This is a genomic window from Mesorhizobium sp. M0571 (genome assembly GCF_040320985.1).
Taxonomy (GTDB): domain Bacteria; phylum Pseudomonadota; class Alphaproteobacteria; order Rhizobiales; family Rhizobiaceae; genus Mesorhizobium.
Window position 1 is genome coordinate 48082 of the sequence record NZ_JAMYQT010000018.1, and the last position, 18705, is coordinate 66786.

Annotated in this window: 19 protein-coding genes; 11 read left to right on the plus strand and 8 right to left on the minus strand. The window is 63.6% G+C overall.

The genetic code is table 11. The annotated features are described in order from the left end of the window. Window positions 1-180: 180 nt before the first annotated feature. Both NKI85_RS21290 and NKI85_RS21295 read right to left on the minus strand, forming a co-directional pair. Window positions 181-1677 carry an FAD-linked oxidase C-terminal domain-containing protein gene (locus NKI85_RS21290; protein WP_352777823.1) on the minus strand — a complete coding sequence of 499 codons (1497 nt, stop codon included), beginning with the start codon at window positions 1675-1677 and terminating at the stop codon, window positions 181-183. Between the two features lie 371 nt (window positions 1678-2048). Then, a complete protein-coding gene (locus tag NKI85_RS21295) occupies window positions 2049-3332 on the minus strand; it encodes a DUF3422 family protein (RefSeq protein ID WP_352526419.1) in 1284 nt (427 codons plus the stop codon). A gap of 266 nt (window positions 3333-3598) precedes the next feature. Between NKI85_RS21295 and NKI85_RS21300 the strand changes: the two genes are divergently transcribed. Genes NKI85_RS21300 through NKI85_RS21310 form a run of 3 tightly spaced genes read left to right on the plus strand, consistent with a single transcriptional unit; the run spans window position 3599 to window position 6401 of the window. After that, complete coding sequence (locus NKI85_RS21300; RefSeq protein WP_352526358.1) at window positions 3599-4402, plus strand: FadR/GntR family transcriptional regulator; 804 nt, start codon at window positions 3599-3601, stop codon at window positions 4400-4402. Between the two features lie 53 nt (window positions 4403-4455). Beyond that, window positions 4456-5592 (plus strand): alpha-hydroxy acid oxidase, encoded by a 1137-nt coding sequence (locus NKI85_RS21305; RefSeq protein ID WP_352526356.1) that lies wholly within the window; start codon window positions 4456-4458, stop codon window positions 5590-5592. Window positions 5593-5630: 38 nt separating this feature from the next. Next, complete coding sequence (locus NKI85_RS21310) at window positions 5631-6401, plus strand: metallophosphoesterase family protein (protein ID WP_352526417.1); 771 nt, start codon at window positions 5631-5633, stop codon at window positions 6399-6401. Window positions 6402-6611: 210 nt separating this feature from the next. Here NKI85_RS21310 and NKI85_RS21315 read toward each other — a convergent pair whose 3' ends face one another. Both NKI85_RS21315 and NKI85_RS21320 read right to left on the minus strand, forming a co-directional pair. Then, window positions 6612-6743: a hypothetical protein gene (locus NKI85_RS21315; protein WP_280952144.1), complete on the minus strand. Its 132-nt coding sequence runs from the start codon at window positions 6741-6743 to the stop codon at window positions 6612-6614. 296 nt (window positions 6744-7039) lie between these two features. Continuing rightward, window positions 7040-7738, minus strand: a complete 699-nt coding sequence (locus tag NKI85_RS21320) for a type 1 glutamine amidotransferase (RefSeq protein WP_352526355.1) — start codon at window positions 7736-7738, stop codon at window positions 7040-7042. A gap of 91 nt (window positions 7739-7829) precedes the next feature. Here NKI85_RS21320 and NKI85_RS21325 point away from each other — a divergent pair, with 91 nt between their 5' ends. The 5 genes from NKI85_RS21325 to NKI85_RS21345 all read left to right on the plus strand — a co-directional run bounded on the left by NKI85_RS21325 (window position 7830) and on the right by NKI85_RS21345 (window position 12300). Then, entirely contained in the window at window positions 7830-8477 is a 648-nt protein-coding gene (locus tag NKI85_RS21325; RefSeq protein WP_352526353.1) for a hypothetical protein, read from the plus strand. A gap of 31 nt (window positions 8478-8508) precedes the next feature. Beyond that, a complete protein-coding gene (locus tag NKI85_RS21330) occupies window positions 8509-9243 on the plus strand; it encodes a 16S rRNA (uracil(1498)-N(3))-methyltransferase (RefSeq protein WP_352526416.1) in 735 nt (244 codons plus the stop codon). A gap of 204 nt (window positions 9244-9447) precedes the next feature. Next, window positions 9448-10821: a glutamate--cysteine ligase gene (locus NKI85_RS21335; protein ID WP_352526352.1), complete on the plus strand. Its 1374-nt coding sequence runs from the start codon at window positions 9448-9450 to the stop codon at window positions 10819-10821. Window positions 10822-10923: 102 nt separating this feature from the next. After that, on the plus strand, window positions 10924-11814 hold the full coding sequence (locus NKI85_RS21340) for a DUF937 domain-containing protein (protein ID WP_352526351.1): 891 nt from the start codon (window positions 10924-10926) through the stop codon (window positions 11812-11814). Between the two features lie 261 nt (window positions 11815-12075). Next, window positions 12076-12300, plus strand: coding sequence for a type II toxin-antitoxin system HicB family antitoxin (locus tag NKI85_RS21345; protein ID WP_352526349.1), 225 nt, complete (start codon window positions 12076-12078; stop codon window positions 12298-12300). A gap of 145 nt (window positions 12301-12445) precedes the next feature. On the opposite strand, the gene NKI85_RS21350 is transcribed toward NKI85_RS21345, so the two are convergent. Continuing rightward, a complete protein-coding gene (locus NKI85_RS21350; RefSeq protein ID WP_352526347.1) occupies window positions 12446-12736 on the minus strand; it encodes a DUF1127 domain-containing protein in 291 nt (96 codons plus the stop codon). A gap of 178 nt (window positions 12737-12914) precedes the next feature. Between NKI85_RS21350 and NKI85_RS21355 the strand changes: the two genes are divergently transcribed. From NKI85_RS21355 to NKI85_RS21365, 3 genes are all read left to right on the plus strand, one after another. After that, window positions 12915-13871 carry a LysR substrate-binding domain-containing protein gene (locus tag NKI85_RS21355; RefSeq protein WP_352526346.1) on the plus strand — a complete coding sequence of 319 codons (957 nt, stop codon included), beginning with the start codon at window positions 12915-12917 and terminating at the stop codon, window positions 13869-13871. 74 nt (window positions 13872-13945) lie between these two features. Continuing rightward, window positions 13946-15511 (plus strand): exodeoxyribonuclease VII large subunit, encoded by a 1566-nt coding sequence (xseA, locus tag NKI85_RS21360; protein ID WP_352526345.1) that lies wholly within the window; start codon window positions 13946-13948, stop codon window positions 15509-15511. Window positions 15512-15542: 31 nt separating this feature from the next. Next, window positions 15543-16670: a DmpA family aminopeptidase gene (locus tag NKI85_RS21365; RefSeq protein WP_352526344.1), complete on the plus strand. Its 1128-nt coding sequence runs from the start codon at window positions 15543-15545 to the stop codon at window positions 16668-16670. 61 nt (window positions 16671-16731) lie between these two features. Here NKI85_RS21365 and NKI85_RS21370 read toward each other — a convergent pair whose 3' ends face one another. From NKI85_RS21370 to NKI85_RS21380, 3 genes are all read right to left on the minus strand, one after another. Further along, window positions 16732-16986 (minus strand): DUF768 domain-containing protein, encoded by a 255-nt coding sequence (locus NKI85_RS21370; RefSeq protein ID WP_023719384.1) that lies wholly within the window; start codon window positions 16984-16986, stop codon window positions 16732-16734. A 576-nt stretch (window positions 16987-17562) separates the two neighbouring features. After that, window positions 17563-17907: an Atu4866 domain-containing protein gene (locus NKI85_RS21375; protein WP_352526415.1), complete on the minus strand. Its 345-nt coding sequence runs from the start codon at window positions 17905-17907 to the stop codon at window positions 17563-17565. Then, entirely contained in the window at window positions 17907-18635 is a 729-nt protein-coding gene (locus tag NKI85_RS21380; RefSeq protein ID WP_352526343.1) for an SDR family oxidoreductase, read from the minus strand. Before NKI85_RS21380 ends, NKI85_RS21375 begins: the two co-directional genes overlap by 1 nt. Between the last annotated feature and the right edge of the window lie 70 nt (window positions 18636-18705).

An 18705-nucleotide genomic window follows, 5' to 3' on the forward strand; every position in this document is an offset into this window, starting at 1 on the left:
CTGCCGGGCATCTCCCCCGCAAGGGGGGAGATTGGCAGTTTCGCGGCCGGCCTTCGTTCGGCAACGTTAGCGATTGGCGAAAGCGGCGATGAGGGCCAATCTCCCCCTAAGTGGGGGAGATGTCCGGCAGGACAGAGAGGGGTGCGAAGGAATGCCGACATTGAGAAGCGAAGCATCACCTCAAAACCTCGGAATGTCCGGGAACGCCACCTGCCCGCGATGCACGTGCATTCTCCCGAGCTCGGCGCATCGCCTCAGCTGCGGAAACACCTTGCCCGGGTTGAGCAGATGGTTGGGGTCGAAAGCGCATTTGACCCGCATCTGCTGGTCGAGGTCGATCTGGTTGAACATTTCCGGCATCAGGTCGCGCTTCTCGACACCGACTCCGTGCTCGCCGGTCAGCACGCCGCCGACCTTGACGCAGAGCCGCAATATGTCGGCGCCGAAACTCTCCGCCTTGTCGAGCTCGCCCGGCACATTGGCGTCATACAGGATCAGCGGATGCAGATTGCCGTCACCGGCGTGAAAGACGTTGGCGACGCCGAGACCGTATTTCTCCGACAACTCGCGCATGCCGGCGAGCACGCGTGGCAGTTCCTTGCGCGGGATGGTGCCGTCCATGCAGTAATAGTCGGGCGAGATGCGGCCGACCGCGGGGAAGGCTGCCTTGCGGCCGGCCCAGAAGCTCAGCCGTTCCTGCTCCGATTGCGAGATGCGGCATGTGGTCGAGCCGTTCCTATAGGCGATGGCTTCGACAAGGCCGATCAGATGGTCGACCTCAACACCCGGCCCGTCGAGTTCGACGATCAGCAGCGCCTCGACATCCAAGGGATAGCCGGCCTGGACGAAATCCTCGGCGGCGTGGATGGCCGGACGGTCCATCATCTCCATGCCGCCCGGGATGATGCCGGCGCCGATGATGTCGGCGACGCATTGGCCGGCCTGCTCGCTGGTCGGGAAGCCGATCAGCAGCGCCCGCGCCGTCTCCGGCTTCTTCAAAATGCGCACGGTGACCTCGGTGACGACGCCGAGCAGCCCTTCGGAGCCCGTCATTACGCCGAGCAGGTCGTAGCCTTCCGCGTCGAGATGGCTGCCGCCGAGGCGCACCACCTCGCCATTCATCAGCACCATCTCGATGCCGAGCACATTATTGGCGGTTAGACCGTATTTCAGGCAGTGCACGCCGCCGGAATTTTCCGCGACATTGCCGCCGATCGAGCAGGCGATCTGGGAGGATGGATCGGGGGCGTAATAAAAGCCCTCCTGCTCGACGGCGGTGGTGATGCCGAGATTGGTGACGCCCGGCTGAGCGACGACGATGCGGTTCTGAAAATCGATCTCGAGGATGCGATTGAAGCGGCTGATGACCAGCAGCACCGCGTCTTCGAGCGGCAGCGCGCCGCCGGACAGCGAAGTGCCGGAACCGCGCGGCACAACGCGGATGTTGCGGTCGTTGCAGTATTTCAGCACGCGCGAGACCTGCGCCACGGTTTGCGGCAGCACCACGACCAGCGGCAATTGCCGGTAGGCGGTGAGCCCATCGCTCTCGAAGGCACGCATGGTATTGGCCGCGTCGACGACGCCCTCACCCGGCACGATGATGCGCATATCGGCGACGATCTCGTCGCGCCGGCGCAGCGTGGCGTCGTCTGGTTTCGGCATGGCAAGGCCGGACATCGACAGCCTCCTTCGATCGACTGGTAAAAATCTTTTACCAGCGACAGCTGCCCGTTGCAAATCCCGCTTTGGCCGGAACGAACGGCCTATAGCCGGACAGCCTTCCGCAGCGGCAATCTGCCGCTGCATATCTACCCTCCCCCTTGTGGGGAGGGTCGCGAACGAAGTGAGCGGGGTGGGGGATGGCGCGAGGATAGCGCTGACTTTCTCCCCCCTCGAGGGGGAGATGGCCGCGAAGCGGCCAGAGGGGGTCGTCTCACGTAAATCGCCGATATCGTGTCCCGCCGCGAAACGAGGTTGGCGCTCCATGCGGGACAACCCCCTCTGTCGCCTTCGGCGACATCTCCCCCTCAAGGGGGGAGATTACCTGCCTACTCGCCCGGCTGCTTGCCGGGTTCGGAGTGCATGCGGCGCACACGACGCACGCCCCACCAGACGAGCAGGACGGCGAGCGGCACCGAGGCGGCGGTGACCACTTCCGGCGCAAAAGCATGGCCGAAGATCGAGGCGCCCTTGGCGACGTAGCCGATGAGGCCGACGACATAATAGGAGACGGCGGCGACGGAGAGACCTTCGACCGTCTGCTGCAGGCGCAATTGCAGGCGGGCGCGATTGTTCATCGATGCCAGCAGATCGCGGTTCTGCTTCTCAACCTCGACGTCGACCCAGGTGCGCAGCAACGTGGTGGCGCGGGTGAGCTTGCGCGACAGATTGGCCTGGCGCTCCTCGACCGAACGGCAGGTGCGCATAGCCGGGGCGACGCGCCGCTGCAAAAAGCCGCCCCAGGTGTCGTAGCCGGGCACGGCTTCCTCATCGAGCGCCTCCAGCCGCTCGCCGACGATGCCGTCATAGGCGCGGCTGGCGCCGAAGCGGTAGAGGCTGGAGGCGGCGTCAGCCTCCAGTTCGGCGGCAAGTTCGGTCAGGTCAGCGAGCAAGGTCTGGCTGTCGCGGGTTTCGGCGACCTTCATTTCCAGCGTGGTCTGGGCCAGCCTGTCCTCGATGCGGCGGGCGCGTCCCGAAAGTGTCAGCGCCAGCGGCAGCCCAAGCATGGCCAGCGTGCGGTAGGTCTCGATATCGATCAGCCGTTGCGACAGAGCGCCGGTGCGCGCCGGCGTCAGGCCGCGGTCGAGCACCAGAATGCGGGTCAAGCCGTCACCATCCTGGCGGAAATCGGTGACGATTGCGGCGTTGCCGCGCTCGACCAGCGAATAGCACAGGCTGGTCGGGTCGAAGCCGGCGATCAGCCTCTCGTTGGCCGGCGTCCATTTGCGAATTTCAAGCCTGATGCCGGAAATCACCGTTCCCGGTGGCGAAAACCCGTTGCCAAAGGGTGTGTCTTCTTGCCCCCTGCCGTTTTCGGCAAGCGGTCCTTCCCAGAGATAGGTCGAGAACTCGGTGTGCCGTTCCCAGCGCAGCGAGCCCTTGCCCCATTTCATCGCGTGATGGCGGGCATGACGGTCGGGCGCGGCGATGCCGAGACGCTGTGACAGTTCGGAAAGCACGGCCAGATCGACGCCCGAGCCGCCTTCGGTCATGAAGGAAAGCTGCACCAGCACGCGCGGCTTTTCGACCAGCGGGTGCGGCCGGGCGTGAACCTCGCCGAGCGCGCCGGGCCTTCCTTCATGCGCCGGAAAGCCCATGACGCTGCCGCCCATGACGCCGGCTTTGGCGCGTAGCTGGAATTCGAGGTTGGACGGGTCGGCGTCTGGCACGGCTGGTTCCCCGGGCTTCTCTGAGCCCTTTGGCAATGATGTCCCTCTAGAGGCAATCGCCAGGGGACGCAAACGCCCAATTTAGCTGAAGATGATATGGCGCCGCGGCTTCGAAACCGACCCGATCAGGCGAATTGGATAAATAATTTGACCAGTTGGCGACGCTGGCTTTATCTTGCGCACCATCGGTTCAACCCCAGGCAGCCCGTTTGAGCGACATATTCTCCCGGATCGAGCATTCGCGCACGGCCGACGAGGTGGTGCAGCAGATCGAGAGCCTGATCCTCGAAGGCGTCCTGCGCACCGGCGACCGGCTGCCGGGCGAGCGCGAGCTGGCGCGCCAGTTCGAGGTGTCGCGGCCGATCCTGCGCGATGCCTTGAAGGCGTTGGAAGGGCGCGGGCTTTTGACGACACGGCCCGGCGGCGGCACCCATGTCGCCGACGTCATCGGCCAGCTGTTCACCAAGCCGGTGACAGACCTGATCTCGATGCATCGCAAGGCGGTGACCGACTATCTGGAGTACCGCCGCGAGATCGAGGCGGTGGCGGCCGAATATGCGGCGCGGCGCGCCACATCAGACGATCTGGCGCTGCTCGACCGCATCATGGCGCGGATGGACGAGGCGCACCGGACCGGCAATTTCGACGACGAGGCGGAAATCGACGTCGAGTTCCATCACGCGATCTGCGAATGCGCGCACAACATCATCCTGCTGCATACGCTGCGCTCCTGCTATCGGCTGCTGTCGGAAGGCGTGTTCCAGAACCGGCGGCTGGTGTTCAACGTGCCGGGCGCGCGCGAGGCGCTGCTTTCGCAGCACCGGGCCATCTACACGGCGGTCAAGGCCGGCGATCCGGCCGCGGCGCGGCAGGCGGCGATGGATCACATCTCCTATGTCGAACGGTCGATGGCCGAGGCCGAGCGCAGCGGCGACTGGCAGCGCGTGTCGCGGCTGAGGCTCAGGCAGCGCTCCGAGCCCGGTGACGGTGAGGCGGCAAGAAAACAGCCGTAGGCTCCGGCCAGAAAATTCAGCGACGAACCCGCGAAGAACCAGTGGAAAAATCCATGAGCAGCATTCTCACCATCGCCGACCTCAAGGCCCTGGCGCGCCGCCGCGTGCCAAAGATGTTCTTCGACTATGCCGATTCCGGCGCGTGGACCGAAAGCACGTACCGGGCCAACGAAGAGGATTTCCAGAAGATCAAGTTCCGCCAGCGGGTGCTTGTCGACATGGACAACCGCTCGCTGGAATCGACCATGATCGGCGAGAAGGTGGCGATGCCGGTGGCGCTGGCGCCGACCGGCATGACCGGCATGCAGCATCCGAATGGCGAGATGCTGGCTGCGCAGGCGGCGGAGGAATTCGGCGTACCGTTCACGCTGTCGACGATGAGCATCTGCTCGATCGAGGATGTCGCTTCGGTGACCAAGAAGCCGTTCTGGTTCCAGCTTTATGTGCTGCGCGACAAGGATTTCGTGTTCGATTTGATCGACCGCGCAAAAGCGGCGAAATGTTCGGCGCTGGTGCTGACGCTCGACCTGCAGATCCTCGGCCAGCGCCACAAGGATATCCGCAACGGGCTTTCGGCGCCGCCGCGAATGACGCCAAAGCACATCTGGCAGATGGCGACCAGGCCGGGCTGGTGCGTCGGCATGGCCGGCACCAAGCGCCGGACGTTCCGCAACATCGTCGGCCACGCCAAGGGCGTCGGTGACCTCGCCTCGCTGTCGTCGTGGACGAGGGAGCAGTTCGATCCGCATCTGTCGTGGAAGGACGTCGCCTGGATCAAGGAGCGCTGGGGCGGCAAGCTGATCCTGAAAGGCATTCTCGACAAGGAAGATGCGCTGATGGCGGCCAGGACCGGCGCCGACGCGATCATCGTTTCCAACCATGGCGGGCGCCAGCTCGACGGCGCCTCGTCGTCGATCATGGCGCTCGAAGAGATCGCCGACGCCGTCGGCGATACGATCGAGGTGCATATGGACGGCGGCATCCGCTCCGGCCAGGACGTGCTGAAGGCACTTTGCCTCGGCGCCAAGGGCACCTATATCGGCCGGCCTTTCCTGTACGGCCTCGGCGCACTCGGCAAGGAAGGGGTTACCAAGGCGTTAGAAATCATCCGCAAGGAGATGGACATAACGCTGGCACTGTGCGGAAAGCGTCTGGTCACCGACATGGGCAAGGATCAGCTTCGGCGCTAAAGTCCCGTGACGGCATGATCACGGAGGCGACGCAGGCATTGACGGAGCCCGGCATCAATTTTTTCGGCGCACGCGGACCGGAAGGCATGCGTCTTTACGCGATCGGCGATGTGCATGGCCGGCTCGACCTACTGGCGGCCTTGCACCACCGCATCGAGGCTGAGCTCGGTCAGAAGCCGCCGGCCGATTGGCGCGTCATTCATCTCGGCGATTACGTCGACCGCGGCCCGAACTCCAAGGGTGTCATCGACTTTCTGATCGACGCCCAAAAACGCGATCCGCGTCACCTGATGCTGGCCGGGAACCATGACATCGGCTTCCTCGATTTTCTCGATGTCCCCGACCCGGACGGACTGTTCATGCGCTATGGTGGCATCCAGACGGCGCAATCCTACGGGGTGGCCCTCGGTGGGGGCAGCGCCTGGTTTGGCCGAGCCGATGCGGCATTGCGGCAAGGTCACGCCGCGCTGGTCGAGGCCGTGCCGCAGGACCATGTCGAGTTCCTGCGGTCGCTGCCCTTTTCAGTGACATTCGGCGACTTCTTCTTCTGTCATGCCGGCATCCGGCCCGGCATTGCGCTGGAAAGCCAGAGTCCGCAGGACCTGATCTGGATTCGCGACGTCTTCCACGATCACACCGGCCTCCATCCGAAGATCGTGGTGCACGGTCATACGCCGGTGCCCAAGGCCGAGATCACCGGTAACCGCGTCAATGTCGACACGCTCGCCTGGCAGTCGGGAAACCTCACCGCGCTCGTCGTCGACGGTGCGGAAAAACGCATCCTGACGGTCACGGGTGAGAGGGCTTAGGGCATTTTTTGCACAGTGGTTTTGACAGGTCTGGGCGATCGGCAGCGACCGCCGACGGTTCCTGTCAGCCGCCAAAATCTCGGTGGTGGCGGACTGCAAATCTTCGAGATTGCCGAAGCATCCCTTCCTTCGTCATCAACTCTGAGCGATTAGGGCATCGCGAAGCCTTGCGTTGAGGGTGACGAAGGCGTGGGATTATGTGCAGAGGGTCTAACGAAGCGCGGCAGTGACGCCGTAGCCGTCGACGGCATTGTGGTTGTTGGCTGCGTCGGCGGAATAAATGCCGAGGCCGCACAACACGATAGCCGACAACATGGCAAAGGACAAAAAGGCTGCTTTCACGGACGTCATCTCTTGTTGAGCTTTCTGCATCTATGCACGAGCGGGTTACCAATGCGTTGAAACGCAAAATACGTCGCAAATCTCTGACGGTTTCGCGCTTCTAGGCATGTTCTGTATCGGCGGTGTGTCGCGCGGGTCACAGGAAAGGTTCATCGCGGTTGCACCGAAGATGCAGAGCGGGCGCCTTTTAGGATGGCGGACGGACACAGGCCAAGGATGAAACGCGTTTTCCCCGGCGGATTTGCCGCCGCGTGCCAAATATGCAACGTCGCCAAATACGTCGACTGTATGAGCCGTCAGATCGTCGCCACCCAGGCGCGGGCGATGGCGAGGCCGGCGGCATCGGCTTGCGGTCCGTTGCGGGCCATTTCATCGTCGAGCCGGCTGCTCCATTCAGGATGCCGCTCGGCGATCAGCGGTGCAAAGGCTGTGCTCCAGTCGCGAACCATCGGCCGGTCGGCCTCGAAATGGAACTGGAAGCCATAGACGGCGCGGCCGATGCGGAACGCCTGGTTCTCGGCGACGGCGTTGCCGGCCAGCCGCACGGCAGTCCCAGGCAAGACAAAGGTGTCGTCGTGCCACTCGAAGATCGGGAATTTTTCGGGCAAGGCGGCGAGCACCGGATCGGCCTGCGCCGCCGCGGTGAGCGCCACCTCGTGCCAGCCGAACTCCGAGGCGCCGCCTATCTGGTTTTCGCCGCCAAAAGCGCGCGCGACCAATTGGCTGCCAAGGCAGATGCCGAGCACCGGGCGATCCCTGTCGGCAAAATCGCGCGTCAGGTCGAGCAGGCCCGGAAAATAAGGACAGAGCTCGTCGTCCAGCGCATTCTGGGCGCCGCCGAGCACCACCATGGCGTCATGCTCGCCGCCATCTTGCGGCAGCGCGTCGCCGCGATAGGGCCGGCGCAGGTCGATATCGGCGCCCGCCTCGACAAGTGCCGCGCCGATCTGGCCAAGGCCCTCATTGTCGAAGTTCTGGACGACCAAGACCCGCATCGAAACCTGCTGACATGAAATTGATGCAGCGAGCGATATCATGACGCCAGCATTGCAGCCAAGCCAGTATTGCAGCCAGGAAGGAACGCCTATGCCGCTGCAGAACCGGGTCGATCCGTTCGGCGCCATCCATGCCGTGCCGGAGCGCGGCCTGTTCATGGGCAATCGCGGCATCATCCATGACCCCGAGACGAGAACGCTGTTGAAGAATCGCTGGGCGCTGCAAGCCTGGATCATCTGCGTCTGCGAGTTCCGCGACGTGCGGCGCGAGCCGATGGGCCGCAACCGGGCTGGCGGCAAGGCCGGCTGGACCGAGCTGTTTTTCCTCGACGAGGTGACGGCGCTGGCGGCCGGGCATCGGCCCTGCTTCTTCTGCCGGCGCGAGCGAGCCAGGGATTTTGTCCAGCGCTTCGGCGAAGCCTTCGGCATTGCCGAGCCGCGCGCGCCGCAGATCGACAAGCGCCTGCACAAGGAGCGCCTGGCCTCGGGCGGACGGCCGCCGATCATCGCGGCGCAAGACCTCATGGCCCTGGCGGAGGGTTCCATGGTTGCGGACGGCAGCGATGCCTATGCGATGCGCGGCGGCAAAGCGCTGCACTGGTCGTTCGCGGGTTATGGCGAACCGGTAGCGTTCGATAGCTTTGCCGGCCGCCCACTCCGCCTGCTCACGCCGGCGACAACTGTTTCCGTGCTGAAGCGTGGCTACAGACCTGTCTGGCACGTCAGCGCGGAGGCTTGACGCCGGGGACAGCCTCGCCCATTCCTCGGCGATGCGCGCCAATTACAAGATGCAGCGGCTGTTCGTGCCGGATGGGCTTGGACCGGACATCGAGTTCGACGTCGGCCCGCAGCTGAGCCATTATCTCTCGCATGTGCTGCGGCTCGGCGAAGGTGCCGAGGTTCTGGTGTTCAACGGCCGCGACGGCGAGTGGTCGGCGACAATCGCGGCAAAATCGAAGAAAGCTGTACGCCTGAAGGTGCTGGCATTGCAGCGGCCGCAGCCACCGCTGCCCGATCTCGTCTATTGCTTCGCGCCACTGAAGCAGGGGCGGCTCGACTACCTCGTGCAAAAGGCGGTGGAAATGGGCGCCGGCATCCTGCAGCCGGTCATCACCCAGCATACGCAAGTGGCAAGGCCCGGCATCGAGCGCCTGCGCGCCAATGTCGTCGAGGCGGCCGAGCAATGCGGCATATTGGCGGTGCCGGAGGTGCGCGAAGCGGAAAAAATCGAACGCCTGCTCAGCAACTGGGACCGAGAGCGGCGGCTGATCTTCTGCGACGAGGACGCATCGACCAACAATCCCCTGCCGGCATTGCAGGCGGTGCGGGAGAAGAAGCTCGGGCTGCTGGTCGGGCCGGAGGGCGGCTTTTCCGACGAGGAACGCAAGATGCTGAGAGCGCTGCCCTTCGTTACCGCGATTCCGCTCGGGCCGCGCATCCTGCGGGCGGATACGGCGGCGGTGGCGGCACTGGCGCTGATCCAGGCGACAATCGGCGATTGGTGATCAATTCCAGTTACCCGCTGGCTCAGGATTTTTCGCTTGATCGGCTACTGACATTTCGTCCATCTAGCGCCGGCGGTCGTCCGACCGCTCTACAGCGCCGCGCGTCCTTTCGGGCGCGCAAAGGACGCTGTAGCATTTTGATTGGGCACATGATCCTTTCCGAAAATCGAAGCCGATTTTCGGGGTCATGTGCGGAGGGCTATCATGGCGCGCGATACAACCGATTTCCGGCCGGTCGAAAGCGTCGACGAACTCGTCGAGCACCTGGCCGAAGGCAACAAGCCGCGCGACAAGTGGCGGATCGGCACCGAGCACGAGAAATTTCCGTTCTACATCGACGGCAATGCGCCGGTGCCCTATGGCGGCGAACGCGGCATACGCGCCATCCTCGAAGGCATGCAGGACAAACTCGGCTGGGACCCGATCATGGATGCCGGCCGCATCATCGGCTTGGTCGAGCCGACCGGCCAGGGCGCGATCTCGCTGGAACCCGGCGGCCAGTTCGAACTGTCCGGCGCGCCGCTCGAGACGATCCACCAGACCTGCCGCGAAGGCAATGCGCATCTGGCGCAGGTACGCGAGATCGCCGAACCGATGGGCATTCGTTTTCTCGGCCTTGGCGGCAGCCCGAAATGGTCGCTGGCCGAGACGCCGAAAATGCCGAAATCACGCTACGAGATCATGACCCGCTACATGCCCAAGGTCGGCACCAAAGGCCTCGACATGATGTACCGGACCTGCACGATCCAGGTGAACCTCGACTTCGAGAGCGAGGCCGACATGCGCCGCAAGATGCAGGTGTCGCTGAAGCTGCAACCGCTGTCGACGGCGCTGTTCGCCAACTCGCCCTTCACCGAAAGCCGGCCGAACGGATTGCAGAGCTGGCGCGGCGAGATCTGGCGCGACACCGACAACCAGCGCTCCGGCCTGCTCGAGTTCTGTTTCTCGCCCGATTTCGGCTTTGCCGATTATGTCGAATGGGCGCTCGACGTGCCGATGTATTTCGTCATCCGCGACGGCCAGTACCATGACATGACGCACGTCACCTTCCGCCAGTTCATGGCGGGCGCTGCCCGCAACGAATTGCCGGACGGGCTGCCGACGATGGGCGACTGGGCGAACCATCTGTCTACGCTGTTCCCCGACGTGCGATTGAAACGCTTTCTCGAAATGCGCGGCGCCGATGGCGGGCCGTGGCGGCGCATTTGCGCGCTGCCGGCCTTCTGGGTCGGGCTGCTCTATGACGCGGCAGCGCTCGACGCGGCCGAGGCGCTGACTTCGAGCTGGAGCTATGACGAGGTGCTGGCGATGCGCAACGCGGTGCCGGAACAGGGCATTTCGGCGCCCTTCCGCAACACGACATTGCGCGAGATCGCCCGCGACGTGCTCGTCATCTCGCGCATGGGACTGAAGAACCGTGGCCGCAAGAACCGCGACGGCTATGACGAGACCTCGTTCCTCAACACGCTGGACGAGGTCGTCGCGCGCGGCACGACAAGCGCCGAAGAGATGCTCTCCGCCTACCACACGCGCTGGGGCGGTTCGATCGAGCCGGTGTTCATGGAATACGCGTATTAACGCTTCGCTATCCGCATGGTTCATGGTCCGGCAAATTCGCTTCAATCAGTGATGGAAACGAACTAGGCTTCTCCTGCGAGGATTTTCCCGGAGGAGAAAACAATGCCTTCCTTGTTCGATATTCTGGCGCAGGCTCAGAACGGCACCGGCATGCAGGCGCTGGCCCAGCAGTTCGGGCTTTCGCAGCAGCAGACGCAATCGGCGGTCGCGGCGCTGCTGCCGGCCTTTTCACAGGGGCTGAAGCGCAATACGGCGGACCCTTATGGGCTCGGCGCCTTCATGACGGCGATGGCCAGCGGCCAGCACGCCAAATATTTCGAGGATGCAAGCCGGGCCTTCTCGCCGCAGGGTCTCGATGAAGGCAACGGCATTCTGGGGCATTTGTTCGGCTCGAAGGATTTGTCACGCGCCGTCGCCAGCCAGGCCGCGCGGGCGAGCGGCGTCAGCCAGCAGGTCCTGCAGCAGATGCTGCCGGCAATCGCCTCGATGATGATGGGCGGATTGTTCAAGCAGACCACCAACCAGCTAGGCGGGCAGATGCATGCGGCAGGCGGCGGCGGCAATCCGCTCGGCGAGCTCATCGAGCAGATGATGCGGCAGGCGGGCGGCGGCGGCCAGGCGCCGGCACCACAGCCTGCAGGTCCAGCGGACAATCCACTCGGCAAGGTGCTGCAGGATATGTTCGGCGGCGGGCAGCAGCCGCAAAGCCAGCCGCAGCAGACACAGAACCCTTATGGTGACAATCCGCTCGGCAAAGTGCTGCAGGATATGTTCGGCGGCGCACAACAGCCGCAGTCTCAGCCGCAGCCTCGCCAGGCGCCGCGGCAACCCCAGGCGCCGCAGCCGCAGACCAATCCGAGCGGCAGGCCGAGAAATCCGTTCGACGACCTGTTCGGCAAGATGTTCGAGACGGGCGCCCAGCAACGCGACGACTACCAGAAGGGCATGGAGTCGATCTTCGACCAGTTCAAACAGGGAATGGGCCGGCGATAGCGCCACAAGCTGCGAGTCGACGTCCTGTGGGCAAGAGACTGGAACAGATGCGCCGCAACCCTCGCGGTGATTGGTCAATAGCTGATGTAAGGGCAGTTTGTGACGATGCAGGCGTTCAATGCGTGCCGCCACGATCCGGTGGGTCGCATTACAAAGTCTATCATTCGGCAATGGCCGAGATTCTGACAGTGCCTTTTAAACGCCCCATCAAACCCGTATATATTCGAAAACTCGTGGCTTTCATCGACGAGGTAAAGAGACATGGCGGACAGACTTGAATATGCGGTCGTCATCGCACCGCTTTCCGCAGAAGACGGGGGCGGATTTTCGGCCTCGGTCCCCGACCTGCCAGGCTGCATCACCGATGGTGAAACTCCTGAAGAAGCTATCGCTAATGTCCAAGACGCCATATCGTCCTGGATAGAAGCTGCGCACGAACTTGGCAGATCGATACCAAGGCCATCACAAAAGTCGGCCGTCGCCTGATTTCCCAAAAAGAAAGCCCGGTCCTTGCAAGGACCGGGCAGCGCGCAGGCGGCCGGGGGGATCCGGCAGGGAGTGGGGAGCCTGCGTAACTTGATGGCGTCGTGCCTCGAAAAGGTTCAATGCGACCGGATCGCAACTTGTGCGATCAGGCCACCTTGCGGGCAAGATCCTCGATCGTTTCGGCGCGCTCGACTGCGATGACGCGAAGCCTCTCGGTCGGATCGCGGCCAAAGGGCACACCGATAGCGACGTGCAGGTCGGCGCGGGTCAGGCCGATGTCGGCGAGCTCGGCATCTGACATTTCGCCGAGGCGATAAAAGGCGCGGCGGTTTTTCCAGGCGCGGTAAATATTGGCAGCCGCATTGGCCACGCGCGTCGCAACGGCCGGACGCGAGGTGATGCGCGAGGTCTCGGTGGCGAAATCAAACGTAGCCATGTCGGTCTCCTTTAGACTCGAACGGACAAAACCGGTCGATCGGGCGCTGGCGACAGCGGCCGTTCCGGCTTCGATTCACATGCCTTCATGTAGACAATGCGAATTTGCCATGGCGCGATTGATTAATCCAACGAATGTTTCTAATCTTTAGCATCAACATCAATGATGGATTGGACCGATGAAAGCGCCACTCGATCTCGATCAGTTGCAGACCTTCATCTCGATTGTCGACACCGGCAGCTTTACCCGCGCGGCGGAAGCGGTGCATCGCACCCAGTCGGCGGTGTCGATGCAGATGCGCCGGCTGGAAGAGCGGATCGGCAAGCCGCTGTTCGAAAAGGACGGCCGCACCAACAGGCTGACCGAGGAGGGCGACCGGCTGCTCTCCTACGCAAGGCGGCTGCTCTATCTCAACAAGGAAACACTGGCCGCATTCGACGACCGCCGGCTCGAAGGCACCATCCGCATCGGCACCCCGGACGACTATGCCGATCGCTTCCTGCCCGAGATCATGGCGCGGTTTGCCCGTTCCAACCCGCATGTCGAACTGACCGTCATCTGTGAGCCGACGCCGGGACTGGTCGAACACATCAAGCGCGGCAATCTCGACCTGGCGCTGGTGACGCACAATGACGCGCGCGGCCAGTCGGAAGTGGTGCGGCGCGAACCGCTGCTGTGGGTTACCTCGGCCAACCATGCGACGCATGAGCAGACGATCTTGCCGATGGCCTTCGGCCGGCCGAACTGCATCTGGCGGCGGGCCGCCGCCGACGTGCTCGACCAGCAGAACCGCGACTACCGCATCCTGTTCACCAGCTTCTCGGCCACCGTCATCGCCGCCGCGGTGCTTTCCGGCCTGGCGATCTCGGTGCTGCCGGAATGCGCGCTGCGGCCCGGTATGCGGGTGCTGGGCGAGGCCGACGGTTTCGGTGCCCTGCCCGATTGCCGCATCGGCATCATGCGCGGCCAGACCTCGCAGCCGGAGATCGTCGACGCGCTCGCCCGTCATATTTCGGAAAGCCTGGACAATATTTCCGTGCCGCTCGGGGAAGAGACCGGCACGTTCGACTTCGCAACACTCGCCTTCGCGAAGATGAAGCGGACCAAGCCGAGCCAGATCCTGCCGGGCTGGTGAAGGATCGCGCAATTGGGGCGGACATCGAACACGGCCGCCTTGACGCCGGCCAACAACAGTCCCCCAATCGGCCGATGAGCGACGCAGCATCCGAATCACGCACCAACGCCACCGAATATACGGTGAGCGAGATTTCCGGCGCGCTTAAGCGCACGGTCGAGGACGTCTTCGGCAATGTACGGGTGCGCGGCGAGATTTCCGGCTATCGCGGACCGCATTCCTCCGGCCATGCCTATTTCTGCCTGAAGGACGATCGCGCGCGGCTCGATGCCGTGGTGTGGAAGACCACGATGAGCCGGCTGAAATTCCGTCCCGAGGAAGGCATGGAGGTGATCGCCACCGGCAGGCTCACCACCTATCCCGGAAAGTCCAACTACCAGATCGTTATCGACAATCTCGAACCGGCCGGTGCCGGTGCGCTGATGGCGCTGCTGGAAGAGCGCAAGCGCCGGCTGCAGGCGGAAGGGCTGTTCGACGCGGCCCGCAAGCGCCTGCTGCCTTTCATGCCGCGCGTCATCGGCGTGGTCACCTCGCCGACAGGCGCCGTCATTCGCGACATCATCCACCGCATCAAGGACCGGTTTCCGCTGCACGTACTCGTCTGGCCGGTGCGGGTGCAGGGCGAGACGGCGGGTGCGGAGGTGACCGCTGCCGTCAACGGCTTCAACGCACTGCCGTGGGACGGCGCCATCCCGCGGCCCGACCTGTTGATCGTGGCGCGCGGCGGCGGCAGCCTGGAGGACCTCTGGGGGTTCAACGACGAAGCGCTCGCCCGGGCCGTCGCGGCTTCGGGCATTCCAGTGATTTCGGCGGTCGGCCACGAGACCGACTGGACGCTGATCGATCTGGCGGCGGATGTGCGGGCGCCGACGCCGACAGGCGCTGCCGAAATCGCCGTACCGGTCAAAGTCGACCTCGAAGCGACGCTTGCCGGCCTTGGCGCACGGCTGAAGACCGCGGTGTCGCGCAATTTCGAACGCAAGCGGCAGGCAGCACGCGCGGCCGCCCGTGCGCTGCCCTCGCCCGACCAGTTGCTGGCGCTGCCGCGGCGGCGCTTCGACGAGGCGACGAGCCGGCTCGGCCGGGCGCTGTCGGTCAGCGTCGAGCGCAAGCGGGCCAGGCTTCTGGGGCAGCGGCTGACGCCGGCCACCTTGTCGCGGCGGATGAACGAAGCCCGCACGCTGACCCGCCGCGACCTCGCCCGTGCGCAAGCGGCGTTCTTTGCCATCGTGCGCGAGCGGCGAGCGCGGTTTTCGCGCACCGCCACCAGACTGTCACCGGCGCCGATCGCAAGACGGCAGAAACTGCAAGGCGATGCCCTGCTGGCCCTGACGCGACGGCAGGACCACGCGATTTCGAGACGGCTGGACCGTCTGCGTGGAAGACTGACGCAGGCCGACCGGCTGCTGGCGACGCTGTCGCATAAGGCCGTGCTGGCGCGAGGCTTCGCGCTGGTCAAGGATGCGGACGGCGCGGTGGTCAAGCATGCGGCGGAAGTCGCGTCGGGAATGGCACTTTCGCTGGAGTTCGCCGACGGCACCGCGGATGCCGTCGCCATCAGTGGCACGGCGCGGCCGAAGACGGTTGCCAAGTCCGCGGCCAAGCTCAAGGCGCCGGGCGGCCAAGGTTCGCTTTTCTAAGGACGACCAAGGCTTGCTTTCTGAGGACGAAATGACCGACCCGCATCTTGCGACGCCCTCGGGCAAACTGCGTGCACGCGCCTTCGCGATCCCGTTCGAAGGCACGCCAGGGCCTTTAAACGCCATCACCGATGTGCCTGGCGTGACAGTCGGCTATACGACGCTGATCTCGGGGGACGGGCCGCTCGTTGTCGGCAAAGGTCCGGTGCGCACCGGCGTGACCGCGATCCTGCCACGGCCCAGAGGCGAGTTGGCCGTCCCGGCGTTCGCCGGCGTGTTCAGCGCCAATGGCAATGGCGAACTGACCGGCTCGCATCTGATAGAGGAACTCGGAGCGTTCAATCTTCCCATCACCATCACCAACACGCATTCCTGCGGCGTCAGCCGCGACGCAACGCTGCGCTGGATACAGAAGGTGCTGCCGCAATCGCTCGACAGCGCCTGGGCGCTGCCGGTGGCGGGCGAGACTTATGACGGCTTCCTCAACGACATCAACGGCCATCATGTAAGCTTCGAGCACGTGTTTTCGGCGCTCGAGACGGCTGAAAGCGGGCCGATCGAAGAGGGCAGCGTCGGCGGCGGCACCGGCATGATCACCTTCGGCTTCAAGGCGGGATCGGGGACATCCTCGCGCAGCGTCGACTGGAACGGAGAGCGTGTCACGATCGGCTGCTTCGTCCAGTCGAATTTCGGTGCAAGGCGGAACCTCGTCATCCGTGGCGTCAGGACCGAAGCGGAACTCGCCGAACCGGCGGTCCGGGACAACACGCCGCGAGCGGAAAAGAGCTCGATCATCGCGATCGTCGCCACCGATGCGCCATTCATGCCGCATCAGTTGAAAAGACTGGCAAAACGCGTGCCGCTCGGCGTGGCGCTGACCGGCGGCTATGGATACAATACGTCCGGCGATATCTTTCTGGCCTTCAGCACGGCCAATCCCGACGCGGCGCGCGGCGCGGCGGGCAAATTGGTCAGCGCCGGCTACATACCGGATGCCGACATCAACCCGTTCTTCGACGCCGTCGTTCAGAGCGTGGAGGAAGCAATCCTCAACGCGCTGGTCGCCAATGAAGACATGACCGGGCGCGACGGCAATTTCGTGCCGGCATTGCCGACAGAGTGGCTCACGGAGAGATTTGGCAAGGCTGCGCGGCGATAGACCGCGCAACTGCATCAGACAGCCAATGGTCGCCCGGCCGGTTTTGCCGGGGGGCGGTCCGTCAGCCGGCAGGCTTGTTGGAATTCTGCTCGTCCTGGTCGGCCTCGGCCGCCTCTTCGAGCCTCGAAGCAATGAGCTCCTGAATGTCGCCGACCTCTTCCTGGATATCCTCCAGGGGTATGCCGGCTTCGGCAGCCTTGGCCGCACATTCCCTGGCGAGGGTCTCGGCCTGCTTCTCGATTCTGGCTGGCGAGGGCTGGCAATGGACTTTTTCGCCAATCCACCCGCGCAAGAACTCGATCGCGTGTTCACTCATACTGCTGTTCCCTAGCGGCTATGCCGGTTGGTAATCATAAACGTCGGCATCTTGGAAAAGATGCGTGCTGCCATTCGAGCCGAGTCGGCTTCGCCCGGCAAGCCGAACTTGTCCGAGGTCCACAGAGCTGAAGGGAATGGAGGGTTCAAGGAGCACGTTCTGGTTCTTGAGGACTGATTCTCTCGACGAAACTCGTTCGACCCGCGCTATTGTTTCTATTTGCTTTTTTTTGGTTTTCAAGCCGTTTTGGATCACAATAGATGTCGCAATGACTAGCACATTTACCGCGCTCTCGCCGGCACCACGTAAGAGGCGAGCCGTCAAAGCCGCCGCTATATAGTGACAACCCTTTGCAATGTCGACTCCGCTCGCGATCCTGCTTCTTTCCGCCGCGCTTGCCGGGAGATATGTGGTGCGGCGAGCCTTGCAGTGCAAACTGCTGAGCGCCTCATGCAAGGCGTGCAATAGCTTCCTGGCAAGTGGGGCGGTGTCCGAGGAAAAGAGCGGCGGCACTTCGATCAAATACCGCGCAACCGTAACGGTGGAACCCTGAAGTGCTTGTCTCAGGGTGGCTCTCTACCGCTGGCGATAAAGGATCATCCCGCCATGATAGAGAACGCCTTCGACGAACTCACCATCTGCGGTGAAGCCCGTATCGTCCCAGTATTCTATGTGGTTGCCCTCTACTTGATAGCGTCCCCGGTAGGCGCTCTCGCGGTCACCGCGCGCTTCGTCATAACGGCCGTTCGGCAGGAGTTCGTGCCGGACATGGCGATCCTCGGTGATCCACATTCCGACGTAGGGATGATCTTGGTGCGTCATCGGTTCCTCTGCAAGAATTGGAGTTAACAACAGGGCCAGCCCTACTGGCGCAGCAGCGATTGCAACACAAGCGAGCACTGCGGCCAAACGGGGCCGCATCAATGCGCCGCCTTCGTCGGACGCACGACGATCTCGTTGACGTCGACATCGTCGGGTTGTTCGATTGCGTAGCGCACAGCTCGGGCGATGGCGTCGGGTTGCAGGGCAATTGCCCGCCACGTTTTCATGGCAGTGGCGGCGGCTTGGTCGGTGATCGTGTTCGCCAGCTCGCTTTCAACCACGCCAGGATGAATGCAGGTTACGCGGATATCGTCACACTCCTGGCGGAGCCCATCGGAAATCGCGCGGACAGCGTATTTCGTTGCACAATAGACGGCAGCCGTGGGCGAGACGGCCAGTGCTCCGATGGAGCCGATATTGATGATGTGGCCAGAGCCGCGTGCCGTCATCTCGGGCAGGACCGCCGCGATGCCATACAGAACACCTTTGATGTTGACGTCCACCATCAGCTCCCATTCGCCAACCTTCATCGCGGCCATGGCCGACAGCGGCATGACGCCCGCATTGTTGATCATGACATCGACCCGGCCCCATTCGGCCCGGGCGGCATCGGCGAACGCTGCGACATCTGCCCTCTTGGTGACATCGAGCGCTCGCACACGAACCGTTCCACCAGCCGCCTCGATCTCGGCCGCGAGAGCTTCAAGGCGGTCGGTACGCCGCGCGCCGAGGATCAGCTTTGCACCTGCCGCGCCAAGTTCGCGGGCGATGCCAGCACCGATGCCGCTGGAGGCACCGGTGATCAGAACAACTTTGTCCATGGTCATGAAAATGATCCTTTCGGTTCCAGAAATCCTGTGAGTATTTTCACGATGTGAAGGGTAGGCGTGCGATTAA